Origin of the sequence: Shewanella youngdeokensis, from assembly GCF_033180165.1 — a bacterium.
Classification (GTDB): Bacteria; Pseudomonadota; Gammaproteobacteria; order Enterobacterales; family Shewanellaceae; genus Shewanella; species Shewanella youngdeokensis.
This window is the reverse complement of sequence record NZ_CP136522.1, coordinates 2,689,561-2,703,581: the sequence shown is the minus strand read 5'-3', so window position 1 is coordinate 2,703,581 and position 14,021 is coordinate 2,689,561. Positions and strand designations below refer to the sequence as shown.

Genomic DNA, 14,021 nt, shown 5'->3' with positions numbered 1-14,021 from the left:
AGCGAAAAAAGCCAACTGTAAATTTTCCCGCTTAATTGGCTTGTTATATACCTGATTCAGAATACCCATCAATTGGCGCAACAGTTAATTGCTGCTCAAAAGTATGAAGCTGTAATAGATCTAGGTTTTTGGTGTTAACGAAAACTACAAAGGTTTCAATACTTCCTGTACTCGAATACGGATATAGAATTGTACCTTTCGGTAACTCTCCAATTGCATCAGGAGAAGACTGCAAAGTTAACGGCTTTGTTAATTCAACAGCACCTGACTCTAATAATTCCCACTTTTGCCAGAATACTCCTGCAAAAAAGCAGAAAATAAACCCTAGAATAATACCAATGAATTTCAATTACGCCTCCATGCTCGACAAGGTATATAACAGCTTATTCATTAGTCGCTCGATAACGTTCCAAGCAACTCGTTAACTTTTTAATAACTTATCACTACTAGGTATTGTTGCAAATAGATAATTTCTAAATTCAGGCAGCATAAATTGCCTTGTTGAGTGCGGAGAAAGAGAGCCTAGGGTGTTCAATGGGTCCGTGTATCACTTTTTAACATTTTTCATAGTGCTGATTTTTATAGATTTTGTGAAATGTTAAAAAATTATCGATGCCTAGCAGCACTGTTTTTGGCATCTTTATTTGCGCGATAATTGGTATTTTGGGCCACTTTCAATTATACCTGTATATATATACAGTGTTGCTTTGGGGGTGACTATGAAAAAGTCAGGTTACATTAGTGCGATTAGAACTGAAATCAGAGTTCGTCATTACAGCTATCAAACTGAGAAGTCATATCTGTACTGGAATCGATATTTCATTAATTATTGCCAGATCAGCCATGGCTCTGAGATTTCAGCCTCTAAAATTGGTCAGTTCTTATGTTATATCGCTGAGCAATGCAATGTTTCGGCAAGCACACAAAAACAAGCATTATGTGCCATTGTTTTTGCGTGTCGATATGTACTGAAGATGGATACATCTGGGTTAAACTTTCCCTATGCAAAAGCCCCAAAACGGATCCCTCAAGTCCTTTCTACAGAAGAAGCTAAACAGATTATTGGTCAGTTGTCGGGGGAGCATTTTCTTATTGCTGCGATATTGTTTGGATCAGGACTAAGGCTAAAGGAAGCACTGCGGATCCGAGTAAAAGATATTGATCTAAACAATAAGTCAATTTTTATACATCAAGGTAAGGGCAAAAAAGATAGGGTTTGTATTTTGCCCAATGAGCTGATATCGCCATTAAAATTGCAAATTGAGAAGGTAAGGAAAATACACAATAAGGACAATAATGCTGGGTTTGGTATGGCTTCGTTGCCAATTTCTCTAATAAAAAAATATGGAGCAAGTGCTAGAAAATTTCATTGGCAATTTTTTTTCCCTGCAACAAGACGGAGTATTCACCCTAGCGATGGATATATTTGTCGGCACCATATTCACCCTACGGCATTTTCAAAAGCGTTACGTCTTGCGACGAAGAAAGCGGCCATTGATAAGCGGGTAACGGCGCATACATTTAGGCATTCTTTTGCAACAGTATTATTGAGAAAGGGCTATGATCTTCGGACAATACAAGAGTTAATGGGGCATACAGATATTAAAACAACACAAATTTATACTCATGTTATTGGTACTCACAGCAGTGGTGTAGTGAGTCCGTTCGACTCTTGAATAATTTGAAAATGAAACATTAAAAAGCACGGCAGTTATCGACCTGCCGTGCTGTTGGTGTTGTGAGCAGCTAGGGGTTGCCTTTACCTTGCTGTTGCAGCTTTCATATTGCGGGTAAATTCTGCCAGTGCACTAAGCAGGTTGGCTTCATTGTCTTTATTGGCGTCGATTATTTTGACGACTGCTGAGCCCGAAATAACGCCGGCTGCGCCAGCGGCTATGGCGTCTTTTACTTGCTCGGGCTCGGCAATACCAAAACCGAGCAGTGGTGGGGCTGCATTATATTGTTTGAGTTGGTTAACAACGTCAGTAATAGGCATGCCTGCTTTTGACTCGGTACCTGTCACGCCGGCTCTAGATAGTAAATAGGTATAACCTTGGCCTTTATTGCTCACTTGTTGCAATGTTGCGCTGTCGGCATTGGGTGGCGCAATAAATATCGGCGCGATCCCGTGGGCTTTTGCAGAGGCAATATAGGGAGCTGCTTCTTCAACGGGAACATCGGCGATGAGTACCGAATCGACACCTGCAGCTTGCGCGTTGGCATAAAAGGTATCGATACCATTGGCAAACACTAAATTGGCGTATAGCAATAGACCAATAGGGGTATCGGGGTGGTTAGCTCGAATGGTGCTGATTAATTTAAAGCTTTTTGAAGGCGTGGTTCCTGCGGCTAATGCTCGCAGGTTGGCGGCTTGGATCACCGGGCCGTCGGCGAGTGGGTCAGAAAATGGAAACCCTAGTTCAAGCGCGTCGGCACCGTTGGCAATTAAGGTATCGATTATTTTTAATGATAACTCGGCAGTGGGATCACCTAATGTCACGAAAGGGACAAAAGCGCCTTCATTTTTTTGGTCTAGGGCAGCAAATGCTGTTTGGTAACGGTTACTCATTGCCACTCTCCTGAGTTGTTTGCGAGTTGGATTGTTGTTGCTTTTGTACTATGTCAGCCACGCTAAAGATGTCTTTATCACCCCTGCCTGACAAGTTAACCACTAAGAGGGTTTCTTTGGTGGCGGCTTTGGCCAGTTTGACGGCGTGGGCAATGGCGTGGGCGGACTCTAGTGCCGGAATAATGCCTTCGCAGCGCGCTAATAGCTGGAAGCTTTCTATGGCTTCGTCGTCGGTTGCTGACTCATAAGTGGCTCGGCCTGTTGCTGCTAGGTGTGCGTGTTGTGGCCCCACGGATGGGAAATCAAGCCCGGCTGAAACGGAGTAAGACTCTTCAATAAGGCCTTCACTGTCTTGCATTAACGGGGCTTTCATACCGAAGAAAATACCCGTTTTACCGTGTTTTAGCGGTGCACCGTGCATTGGGGTGTCAATGCCTTTGCCGGCGGGTTCAACGCCAATAAGCGCAACCTGTTCTTCATCGATAAAGTCGGCGAACATGCCAATGGCATTTGAGCCTCCGCCAACACAGGCGATAACGGCGTCGGGTAAGCGTCCTTCACGTTCAATGATTTGCTGTTTTGTTTCTGCGCCGATCATGCGCTGAAATTCGCGAACTATGGTCGGGAACGGGTGTGGCCCAGCTGCAGTGCCTAGCAAGTAGTGGGCGGTTTCGTATGTGCCAGACCAGTCGCGCATGGCTTCATTACAGGCGTCTTTTAGAGTACCTGAACCTGAGGTTACGGGGATCACTTCTGCACCCATCATTTTCATTCTAAATACATTGGGTGACTGACGTTCAATGTCTTTTTCGCCCATATAAACTCGGCACTTTAAGTTAAGCAGTGCACAGGCTAGAGCTGTAGCTACGCCGTGTTGTCCAGCGCCGGTTTCGGCGATGATTTCTGTTTTACCCATGCGTTTGGCTAATAACGCTTGGCCTAATACTTGGTTGGTTTTATGTGCGCCGCCGTGCAGTAAGTCTTCACGTTTTAGGTATATTTTAGCCAGTGGGTTAGGGCTAAGGTTACGGGTTAACGTGAGCGCAGTAGGGCGACCGGCGTAGTTTTTGAGTAGGTCGGTAAACTCTGTCTGAAACGCTTCATCGGCTTGCGCGTCGATAAAGGCGGTTTCGAGTTGGTTTAGGGCGGGTATTAATATTTGCGGTACGTACATGCCGCCGTATTCCCCGAAGTAGGGGTTTAACTTACTCATAATGTTGGTCCTTTATCTATTTATATAGGCCGGCATGGCTGGCATATATTTGATTTTTAATTTTTTCGAGTCGTGCTCGAGGCATTCTTAAACTTAATACTGGCGCAGTTGGCTAAATGTTTGCGCGATGAGGTGGTGATCTTTCACCCCTGGGCGTTGTTCTATACCGCTATTAAAGTCGAGGCCAAAAAAGCCTTGGCTAGCGGCAAGCTTAGCGTTGTCGGCGGTTAAGCCTCCGGCTAAGAATGCGGCGTTACGATTTGGTAGCGCTTGTTGCCAGTCAAAGGCTTGGCCGGTACCACCAAATTGGCCGTCTGTTTTACTGTCAAACAATAGGCGGTCGGCGTTGGCGGGTACGGTCAGCTCGGTGCTGGTTTTATCGCTGTTAACGGCAACGGCTTTCCAAATCACGCAGTTTGAGTTTTTGGCGCTAAGGGCTTGGCGAAGCGTGTCAATTTCATGCGGGGTTTCTTGACCGTGTAATTGCACGGCATGCAGGCCGATGTTATTGGCAATTGAGGCGATGTTATCGCTGCTCTCGTTGACAAACACTCCTACCAAATTGAGCTTGTGGCCAGATGCTGCTAGTTGACTGGCAAGCTCGGCTGCTTGGTCACTTGTTACGGCTCGTGGCGATTTTTTGGCAAAGATTAACCCACCATAAACAGCGCCATGTTGGGCTACCGCTATTATGTCTTCAGCGCGGGTTAAACCGCACACTTTATTGTGGCCATAAGTGAGGGTTCGGCAGGCTAAATCTAAGTCATCTTCGGCCATTAATGAACTGCCTACAAGAAAGCCGTTGACCAGCGGCGCTAGGCGGCGGACTTGAGCATTATTGTAGATCCCAGACTCGCTGATCACCACGCGATCTGCGGGTATTAGTGGGGCTAGCGCTTCGGTAGTGCCTAGGTCGGTTGATAGATCTCGCAGGTTACGGTTATTAATACCGATAATGGCTGAGTTGAGTGCTATGGCACGAGTCAGTTCGGCTTCATTACTCACCTCGGTGAGCACATCTAACTGGTACTTGGCGGCTTCGGCTGCAAGTGCTTGGTAACGAGCATCATCGAGTACCGATAACATTAATAATATGGCGTCGGCACCTTGGTGAGCGGCCAGTTTTATTTGGTATTCGTCTACGAAAAAGTCTTTGCACAAAATAGGCTGGCGAACGCGGGCGCGAACTTGTGGAATGTAATCCATGTCACCTTGGAAAAATTGCTCGTCGGTGAGTACTGAGATCCCGGCGGCATAGTTGTTGTAGGTGTCGGCAATCGCTTCAACATCAAACACATCACGAATGAGTCCCTTTGATGGACTGGCTTTTTTACATTCTAAAATAAAACCGGCGTTAGGCGCTTTTAGTGCGTCAAACAAGCTGCGGTCTGATTGCTTGGGCACTAAGCTGGTTTCTGGAAAGCGCAATTTTAAGGCGGCAATATGTGCGGGCTTGGTATCAACAATTTTGGTGAGCACATTGCTTGTTTTTGTGTCGATGTCTTTGGCCATGGGAGTCGCCCTTAGGTCGGTGTTTGTTTGGGTCACACTAAACTCCTTTTGCTGTGTGGCTGGCAGCAGCCAGTGCGGTTAGCAATGTGTAGGCTTTGCCACTGTTTATGGTCTTTAGCGCCAATGCGGTGCCCGCTTTGGGTGAGTCTGATACTCCTGACACATATAAAGCACAACCTGCGTTTATGGCCACGGCATTCATGTGGGCTGGTGTGCCTTTCCCCTGCAATATCGCTTGGGTAAACTCAGCATTGTCTGTTGGAGTACCGCCTTCAAGGTCGGTTAAGTTGGCAGTTTCAACGCCTAACTCACTGGGCGTGAGCTGATATTCAGTAATGCTGCCTTCGTTTAGTTCGTGCACCAAGGTGTTGCCATGCAGGGCGACTTCATCAAGCCCACTGCCGTGCACGACCATTGCGCGTTTAATGCCGAGTGCTTTGAGCACTTGGGCTATGGGCGCCACCAGTTCTGCACTGTACACACCAAGTAGCATAAAGTCTGGGTGGGCTGGGTTAATTAATGGCCCAAGCACATTGAATAAAGTGCGGGTTTTAAGTGCTTGGCGTACTGGCACGGCATGGGCTACGCCGCCGTGGTAATGTGGTGCAAATAAAAAGCATAGGCCTAAGTTGTCTAGGCAGTCACGTGCGGTTTCTGGTGCCATGGTTAAGTCGATACCAAATTGCGCCAGTAGATCCGATGAGCCCGATTTACTTGAAACACTGCGGTTACCATGTTTGGCAACGTTTGCCCCTGCCGCGGCAGCAACAAATGCCGCCGTGGTTGAAATGTTGATGGTGTTGTGGCCATCGCCGCCGGTACCCACAATATCGACTATCCCCTTGCTAACAGTAGATTGGCTTGGAGTCGGAAAGGCTTTTGCTGCAGCTCTTAAGGCATCGGCCGCTCCGGATATTTCGTCGATGGTTTCGCCGCGCATTTTCATCGCAACTAACATTCCGGCCATGGTCACTTCGTTCATTTCGCCTTCGATAATACTGCTAAATAACATTTTAGCATCTAGACGACCTAGGCTTTCACCACGATAAAGGCATTCAAGCAGACGGGCATTTTCAGGTGTAGTAGTCACGAATTTTTATCCTTTTTAGTCACGTTAGCGAATGATTGCGCAAGGTAGTCTAACGACTGCACGAGTAATTGGCTGCCGAGTGTGGTGAGAATGGATTCAGGATGAAACTGAAACCCTATTGCGTTGTCTGTACGGTGCACTATAGCCATTGGCATATTTTCGGTGGTGGCTATGACCTCTAAGCAATCTGGTACTTGAGTTGCTACTAAACTGTGATAGCGGGCAACGGACAAAGGCGAGGGCAGATCAGCAAAAATAGCGTTGTCATTGTGCAGCGTTGGGCTGGCTTTGCCGTGAACTACATGTTGTGCACGGTCGACTTTGCCGCCGTAATGCTCAACCAGCGCTTGGTGGCCTAAACAAATGCCTAGCATGGGAACTTTTCCGGCCACTTGGCTAATTAATGCCATTAATGAACCTGCTTCATGCGGCGCACCGGGGCCGGGTGATAGCACCAATGTTGAGGGTTGAGTTTCATTGAGTAGCTGCTGTGCAATAAAGTCGGCATCAACATTATTACGGTAAATCACCACTTCATAGCCGAGGCTTCTAAATTGATCGACGAGGTTGTAAGTGAATGAGTCAAAATTATCGAGTAGATAGATTTTCATCGTCCACCTCCCATTTTAATGGCGGAAATTACGGCTTGTGCCTTTTGTCTGGTTTCATCGGCTTCGGCTTGTGGATCTGAGTCGTACACTACACCTGCACCTGCTTGAATATACGCGGTGCCTTGTTTGACGAAAGCGGCTCGAATAACAATGCAGGTGTCCATATCACCTAGTCCGTTAAGGTAACCTACTGCGCCGCCGTAGCTGCCGCGGCGGGTTTTTTCTGCACCGCGAATTAGTTGTGCAGCGCTCACTTTGGGCGCTCCAGTTAAGGTACCCATATTCATACAAGCTTGGTAGGCGTGTAGGGCGTCAAGATCGGTGCGTAGCTGGCCTGTTACGCGGCTGACTAAATGCATGACATGCGAATAGCGATCAACTTTTAGTAACTCGGGCACTTTACGGGTACCACTTTGGCTGATCCTCGCCACGTCGTTACGGGCTAAGTCGACAAGCATAATGTGTTCTGACAGTTCTTTTTTATCAAGCCGCAGGTCGAGTTCATTACGACTGTCGAGGTCAAAATCTATATCGCCATTGGCTTTTTTACCACGTTTGCGGGTGCCGGCAATCGGGTAGATCTCAACCTGATTGGTACTGGCCTCATATTTTAATGCGCTCTCTGGTGAGGCGCCAAACAAGGTAAAGTCTTCGCCTCTAAAATAAAACATGTAAGGGCTTGGATTGGTTAACCTAAGTGCTCTGTAGGCACCAAGTGTATTAGGGCATGGCAGGCTAAAGCTGCGTGAGGGGACAACTTGGAAAATATCACCAGCAATAATATGCTGTTTTAAATCCACAACTGTTTGTTTGTAGTCATCATCAGAGATATTGACTTGGGTTTGGGCATCAACTGGGCTTAGTTCGGCAATCGGCGCAAGGGTTTGACTAGCATGTTGTAATGCCGTTAGACGCTGTGAAAGCGAGGCTTCTGTCGCTTCGTTGTGGGCTTGGTTGGGAGTGTCAAATTGATGCGTAATAATGTCGGCACTTTGCTGTTGGTGGTCGACCAAAATTAGAGTCTCAGCCAAGTAAAACAAGTAGTCAGGGCAAGTATTGTCGCCCTCTGGCACTTGAGGTAGCGGCTCTACGGTATCGATAAGGTCAAAGGCCAATACGCCACCAAGAAACAGATCTTCAAAAGCGGGAGCGTCATCGCAGCGAATGTGATTGACTAGCATTCTTAAACCATCAAGTGGTGAGGTCGACTTTAAACGTGCGTCTTCATCAAGCGGTAGCGCAGATTTTTGTAACGCCACCGTGAGCGAATGCGCTGACGGGCTAACACATTCAGCCGTAGGCTCGAACTGGGTAAAAAATGCTTTAATAGGTTGAAGCAACGTCTGGCCATTTGCGGTGATGGCGTCAAAGCAGAGTTGGTAACCGTCACAACGAATTTTCATTGCAGCGTGGGTTAAAATAATGCTTTTAAGGTGGTCTTTGCTTTCAATCTCTGCTGACTCAAGCAACATCGTGTGTGGAGCATTATTAGTGATGTGCTGATATAAGCGTAACGGATCGTCATGGTAAGCGAGTGATTTTTTTTGAGTCACTACTTTTGCGATAGTGTTTGATGTCATGCTTATGTTCCTGCCTTGGTCGAAAATGCGTTGTTCATTGTCTAATCTCTTTCAGATGCTATCTTTATACTGATAAATCAAGAGCCTGCAGATTGTGGGTTTGTATCTAACTGTTGTTTAAAAGATTTTAGATACAAAAAAGCCCGCAATTTTTGCGGGCTTTTTTGTTGAATCTTGTCTCAAATGATTGAGCACACAGTTTCACACCACCCGCTAATTTGGGAAGTGCCACCACCAATTAATGTTTTGGAAAGTAATAAGCTGTGTCATTTTTAATTCAATCAATTTGTTGTCGTGCCACTATAAAAGCATTTGCAGAGGAAGCCTGTCAATTGAATATTTATATTTTTTTTCAAAGCGCTTTAAAAATATGCTGAGTAAGTGATCTATGAGGCACTTTTGGCCATTAACTGCGCTAGCTGAACACTTAGTAGGCAGGGTGTTGGTGGTTTTGCTGTAATATTAGCCGTTAATAGCGGGGGGGACAGTTTCAAATTTGGCGTCGTCACTTTCGTGTGCTTAGCTGTGCTCTGAAATAATTTGGCTAAACGGCTGCTTATATTCACTCTTTGTTGGTATTTCGCGACAATAAAGTAACAACTGCAGTGGTTGATTTGTTGAGTTAAGTGTTATTAGTTCGTTTTTAACTATTTAAATTCCCTTTCATTTGTAAACTCAAGTATTATTAAAGGATGAAAGAAGAAAATAATGAAGAAACAAAACTCATTGATCTGCATAGTCATACGACGGCATCAGATGGGCAACTTACCCCCTCAGAATTAATAGAGCGTGCGATCAGTAAAAAGGTAGATGTTTTTGCCATTACCGACCATGACACAACCGCTGGTTTGATCGAAGCGCATCAATATAATAATTGCCATGAAACGCCACTCAAATTGATCAATGGCGTCGAAATTTCAACGCAATGGCATAGTTTCGACATTCATATCGTTGCGCTTAATATTGATTTTAACAACCCGACAATGGTGGCTTTTTTAGCTAATCAACGTGAGTTGAGGGCTGCAAGGGCGCTTGAAATTGGTGTGCGACTGGCTAAAGCGGGTATAGATGGTGCCTATGAAGGGGCTAAGTTTTACGCCGGTGATGCAGCTATTAGCCGTGGTCACTACGCCCGTTGGATGGCAGAAATGGGCTACGCCACGAACACGGCGAATGTGTTTAAAAAATACTTGGCCCGAGGCAAAACGGGCTATGTGCCCAACAATTGGGGCGATATGGCCAGTGCCATTGAAGTGATTCACCAAGCGGGTGGGGTGGCAGTGTTGGCTCATCCAAGTGGATATAAATTATCGACTAAATGGTTAAAGCGATTGGTGCGTGAATTTAAAGAAGCACAGGGCGATGCAATTGAAGTGGTATTGGGACAACAAACCCTTGATGACCGTAATAATTTAATTGCATTAAGTGTGCTAAATAACTTGATGTGTTCATTAGGAAGTGATTTTCATTTTCCAGGAAGTTGGATAGAAATTGGCAAAAATATGTACCAACCTCAAGGTGTTAATTGGGTTTGGCAGTCAGATAAATGGAAGGAAACGCAATGAGTCAGTTTTTTTATGTGCATGAGGAAAACCCTCAAGTACGCTTAATCAATCAAGCGGTTAATGTTATCCAAAAAGGTGGGGTTATTGTTTACCCAACTGATTCGGGTTATGCGTTAGGGTGTTTATTAGGTGACAAAGATGCCATGAGCAGAATTGCGCGTATTAGACAGATAGAGAATGACCATAACTTTTCATTAATGTGCCGCGACCAGTCAGAATTAGCGACCTACGCAAGGGTTGATAACCAAGCTTACCGCGTGTTGAAGCATAATACGCCTGGGCCATATACCTTTATTTTTAAAGCATCTAAAGAAGTGCCTAAGCGTTTGCAGAATCCAAAAAAGAAAACCATTGGTATTCGTGTACCTGACAATGTGATTGCATTAGCCTTATTAGAAGCACTTGATGCACCGCTGATGTCGACCAGTTTAATTTTACCGGGTGAAGAGTTTACCGAGTCAGATCCTGAACATATCCGTGACATCCTCGAGCACCAGGTTGATTTAATTATTCATGGCGGCTACTTAGGCGAAAAACCTACAACAGTTATTGACATGTCAGAAGGTGACATCGATGTGATCCGCGAAGGTGCAGGTGATGTAACCCCATTCCTATAAATGCTCTTGCCTACAACAGAAGGCGAGTATGGCTTTAAACAAGCGTTGTTTACAGGTATAATCGCGCGTTTGCTAAATAAGGGTGGTAGGTACGGATGGAGGGAGTTGCACAAAAATTGCCTTTAGCCGTGGTTAGAGGTGAGCCTTTAAAGGTGATGCCCAAAGATCTGTTTATACCGCCTGAAGCACTAGAAGTTTTTTTGGAGTCCTTTGAGGGGCCATTAGATCTACTTTTATACTTGATCCGCAAACAAAAATTGGATGTGGTTGACTTACCAATATTTGCGATAACGCAACAGTATTTAGAGTATGTCAATCTGTTGCAAGGTGCCAAGGTCGAGCTAGCCGCTGACTATTTGGTGATGGCAGCTACGTTAGCTGAGATTAAGTCACGGTTATTACTGCCAAAACCTGATGTTGAGCACGAGGAAGAGGAAGATCCGCGTGCGCAGTTAATTCGCCAGTTAAAAGCGTATGAAGTGATTAAAGACGCGCAAGAAAAGTTAAATCTTCTTCCGCGAATGGAACGCGATTTATTTCAAGCAAAAGCGGTTCCAGCAGCCAATATTAAGCCTGAAGTATTACCTCCCGAGGTATCGCTGACTGATATCGCCCGTGCATTTTCATCAGTGCTCAAGCGTATTGAGGCAACAGAAAACCACCATGTTGTGCGTGAAGTGCTATCGACAAGAGAGCGCATGACCCAAATTTTGGCTAAATTGAATGCGCAAACTTACCTTCCTTTTGAAGCCTTATTTGATTTTGAAGAGGGGCGCAGTGGGGTGGTGGTGAGTTTTTTAGCATTGATGGAATTGGTCAAAGAGTTGTTGGTTGAACTTGTACAAGCTGAGCCGTTTTCGACTATACATGTTAGGGCTTACTAAGGATCTATTGCGTTGTCACAGATTAATCCACAACAGCTAAAACAGTTAATTGAAGCAAGCCTGTTTGTTTTGGCAAAGCCGACGACGATTAAAGCGCTGAAAGAAACCGTACTTTCTGATTTCAGTGTGTCTAGAGCTAAAATTAAAGCTGCAATTGATGAGCTGCAACAAGAATATCAGGGGCGAGGGGTTCAACTCGTCAAAGTGGCTAGCGGCTATCGGTTTCAAACCATTGCCGAACTAAGCCCCTTTTTGCAGCCGTTATGGCAAGAAAAAGCGCCAAAGTATTCACGCGCGACGATAGAAACATTGGCGGTAATCGCTTATCGACAACCGGTTACCCGAGGTGACATTGAGTTTGTTCGAGGGGTGGCGATTAGCAGCCAAATAATTAAGAGTTTAAACGATAGAAACTGGATTAAAGTCGTGGGTCATAAAGAAGTGCCGGGTAGACCAGCGCTTTATGCTACAACTTCCGAGTTTTTGTCATACTTCGGTTTGGACAGCATCACGGAGCTTCCGTCGTTGTCAGATCCCGAATCATTGGCAGCCCTTTTCTCTACAGTGAAAAGGGCGCCAGAAAAAATAGAAGAGTCTACTAATGAGTGAAAAATTGCAGAAAGTCTTGGCCCGTGCAGGCCATGGCTCCCGTCGTGAGATGGAGGCATGGATTGCTGCAGGCCGAGTTAGTGTTGACGGTGAAATCGCAAGTCTAGGTGATCGTATTGAATCTGATGTTAAAGTGCGCATTGATGGTCGTGCCATTTCAATTAAGTCAGAAGAAGATATTATTTGCCGTGTTATTGCTTACCATAAGCCAGAAGGTGAAATTTGTAGCCGTAAAGATCCTGAAGGTCGCCCTACGGTTTTTGACCGTTTACCTAAAACTCGCGATTCGCGTTGGGTTGCGGTTGGACGTTTAGATATCAACACTTCTGGTTTACTGTTGTTCACCTCTGATGGTGAATTAGCTAACCGCCTTATGCACCCGTCAAATGAAGTCGAGCGTGAATACGCGGTACGTACATTTGGTGAAGTCAATGATGCGTGTATCCAACGTTTACGTATGGGTGTAACCCTTGAAGATGGCCCTGCAAGCTTTGATAAAGTTAAAGCTGCTGGTGGTGAAGGCATGAACAAGTGGTGGCATGTCAGTTTAGCTGAAGGCCGTAACCGTGAAGTTCGTCGTTTGTGGGAATCTCAAGAGGTTCAAGTTAGCAGGCTTATCCGAATTCGTTACGGTTCGATTGAGTTACCTAAATCGTTACCTCGTGGCGGTTGGGTTGAGCTACAAATGGAAGATGTAAACTACTTACGTAAAACTGCGGGTCTGGAAGAAGAGACACGTAGTATTCTTGGTACTGATAAACACAGTGTAGCCCGTGCAAAAGTACGTGGTGCCAAGATCCGTCGTGCAGTGCGTAAGCATAAATCGGTCGCGGCATCTAACAAACCTAACCGCAGTCGTGATTAACTAAACATGGTGCGTTATGGATAAAAAGGCCGCTAATTAGCGGCCTTTTTAATGAGTGTTAATCACTAATTTTTTACTGCGCGTTAAACTGCTGGCCGGTGATTTCTGCAGAGTCTTTGCCCATTAAGTACAAATAGGTTGGCATTATTTCTGCTGGTGTTTTTAATGTCTGTGGGTTTTCTGCTGGGTATGCATTGGCGCGCATGCTGGTACGAGTGGCGCCTGGATTGATACTGTTACAACGAATACTAGTCCCTTCGTATTCATGGGCAATCGCTTGCATCATCGCTTCGGTGGCAAATTTTGACATTGCATATTCGCCCCAGAAAGAGCGCGCTTGTCGGCCTACGCTACTTGAGGTAAATAGCAGTGACGCACTTGTTGATTTTCGCATTATGGGGAGTAATGCTTTGGTGAGCATAATTTCTGCGATTACATTAACTTTGAATACCTCTTCTACTGAGCTTAGAGATATATGTTCAAATGGACCAAGTACGCCTAACATGCTGGCGTTATGCAATAGGCCATCTAAATGGCCGAACTGTTCTTCAATGGTGTCAGCCATATCTTGATAGTTTTGTTCGCTGGCCCCTTTTAAGTCGAGAGGGACGATGGCCGGTTTGGGGTAACCAGCTTGTTCAATTTGATCATATACTGCTTCAAGCTTTTTGACCGTTTTGCCTAATAAAATAACGGTGGCGCCGTGCTGTGCATAAGTGATAGCAGCGGTTTTTCCTATCCCGTCTCCTGCACCCGTAACTAATATAATTTTACCGGCTAGTAAATCTTTTGCAGCTTGATATTCCAACATGAGTAAATACTTCCTCTGAGCTCAAACGCCCGTCACTTCTAGAAAGGCAGAAGGTGCAAACACTTGTTTAAAACAAACGATTAATCCTTGCAGTT

At 45.4% G+C, this 14,021-nt stretch carries 14 protein-coding genes and 1 other annotated feature; of the genes, 6 read left to right on the top strand and 8 right to left on the bottom strand.

Annotated elements, in window-relative coordinates:
* Positions 1 to 43: 43 nt before the first annotated feature.
* Positions 44 to 349: a hypothetical protein gene (locus RGE70_RS11475; RefSeq protein WP_310471587.1), complete on the bottom strand. Its 306-nt coding sequence runs from the start codon at positions 347 to 349 to the stop codon at positions 44 to 46.
* A 370-nt stretch (positions 350 to 719) separates the two neighbouring features.
* On the opposite strand from RGE70_RS11475, the gene RGE70_RS11470 reads away from it, so the two are divergent.
* Positions 720 to 1,676 carry an integron integrase gene (locus tag RGE70_RS11470; protein ID WP_310471586.1) on the top strand — a complete coding sequence of 319 codons (957 nt, stop codon included), beginning with the start codon at positions 720 to 722 and terminating at the stop codon, positions 1,674 to 1,676.
* Between the two features lie 83 nt (positions 1,677 to 1,759).
* Here the strand turns inward: RGE70_RS11470 and trpA are convergent, their stop codons facing one another.
* From trpA to RGE70_RS11440, 6 genes are all read right to left on the bottom strand, one after another.
* Positions 1,760 to 2,569 carry a tryptophan synthase subunit alpha gene (gene trpA / locus RGE70_RS11465; RefSeq protein WP_310471585.1) on the bottom strand — a complete coding sequence of 270 codons (810 nt, stop codon included), beginning with the start codon at positions 2,567 to 2,569 and terminating at the stop codon, positions 1,760 to 1,762.
* Positions 2,562 to 3,782, bottom strand: a complete 1,221-nt coding sequence (gene trpB, locus RGE70_RS11460) for a tryptophan synthase subunit beta (RefSeq protein WP_310471584.1) — start codon at positions 3,780 to 3,782, stop codon at positions 2,562 to 2,564. Before trpB ends, trpA begins: the two co-directional genes overlap by 8 nt.
* Before the next feature lie 93 nt (positions 3,783 to 3,875).
* Positions 3,876 to 5,294, bottom strand: coding sequence for a bifunctional indole-3-glycerol-phosphate synthase TrpC/phosphoribosylanthranilate isomerase TrpF (gene trpCF, locus RGE70_RS11455; RefSeq protein ID WP_310472970.1), 1,419 nt, complete (start codon positions 5,292 to 5,294; stop codon positions 3,876 to 3,878).
* A 37-nt stretch (positions 5,295 to 5,331) separates the two neighbouring features.
* Positions 5,332 to 6,384 (bottom strand): anthranilate phosphoribosyltransferase, encoded by a 1,053-nt coding sequence (gene trpD, locus RGE70_RS11450; protein ID WP_310471583.1) that lies wholly within the window; start codon positions 6,382 to 6,384, stop codon positions 5,332 to 5,334.
* Entirely contained in the window at positions 6,381 to 6,995 is a 615-nt protein-coding gene (locus RGE70_RS11445; RefSeq protein WP_310471582.1) for an aminodeoxychorismate/anthranilate synthase component II, read from the bottom strand. The genes trpD and RGE70_RS11445 overlap by 4 nt, the downstream gene beginning before the upstream one ends.
* Positions 6,992 to 8,575 carry an anthranilate synthase component 1 gene (locus RGE70_RS11440; RefSeq protein WP_310471581.1) on the bottom strand — a complete coding sequence of 528 codons (1,584 nt, stop codon included), beginning with the start codon at positions 8,573 to 8,575 and terminating at the stop codon, positions 6,992 to 6,994. The genes RGE70_RS11445 and RGE70_RS11440 overlap by 4 nt, the downstream gene beginning before the upstream one ends.
* Before the next feature lie 133 nt (positions 8,576 to 8,708).
* Positions 8,709 to 8,818: a sequence feature (Trp leader region), on the bottom strand.
* A 449-nt stretch (positions 8,819 to 9,267) separates the two neighbouring features.
* On the opposite strand from RGE70_RS11440, the gene rnm reads away from it, so the two are divergent.
* From rnm to rluB, 5 genes are all read left to right on the top strand, one after another.
* A complete protein-coding gene (gene rnm, locus RGE70_RS11435) occupies positions 9,268 to 10,140 on the top strand; it encodes an RNase RNM (protein WP_310471580.1) in 873 nt (290 codons plus the stop codon).
* A complete protein-coding gene (locus tag RGE70_RS11430; RefSeq protein WP_310471579.1) occupies positions 10,137 to 10,757 on the top strand; it encodes an L-threonylcarbamoyladenylate synthase in 621 nt (206 codons plus the stop codon). The genes rnm and RGE70_RS11430 overlap by 4 nt, the downstream gene beginning before the upstream one ends.
* A 95-nt stretch (positions 10,758 to 10,852) precedes the next feature.
* Complete coding sequence (locus tag RGE70_RS11425; RefSeq protein ID WP_310471578.1) at positions 10,853 to 11,641, top strand: segregation and condensation protein A; 789 nt, start codon at positions 10,853 to 10,855, stop codon at positions 11,639 to 11,641.
* 12 nt (positions 11,642 to 11,653) lie between these two features.
* The gene (scpB, locus tag RGE70_RS11420) at positions 11,654 to 12,250 is read left to right on the top strand and encodes an SMC-Scp complex subunit ScpB (protein ID WP_310471577.1); all 597 of its coding nucleotides are present in this window, start codon (positions 11,654 to 11,656) and stop codon (positions 12,248 to 12,250) included.
* Entirely contained in the window at positions 12,243 to 13,115 is an 873-nt protein-coding gene (gene rluB / locus RGE70_RS11415; RefSeq protein ID WP_310471576.1) for a 23S rRNA pseudouridine(2605) synthase RluB, read from the top strand. The genes scpB and rluB overlap by 8 nt, the downstream gene beginning before the upstream one ends.
* Before the next feature lie 73 nt (positions 13,116 to 13,188).
* Here the strand turns inward: rluB and RGE70_RS11410 are convergent, their stop codons facing one another.
* Positions 13,189 to 13,926, bottom strand: a complete 738-nt coding sequence (locus RGE70_RS11410) for a YciK family oxidoreductase (protein ID WP_310471575.1) — start codon at positions 13,924 to 13,926, stop codon at positions 13,189 to 13,191.
* Positions 13,927 to 14,021: the final 95 nt, after the last annotated feature.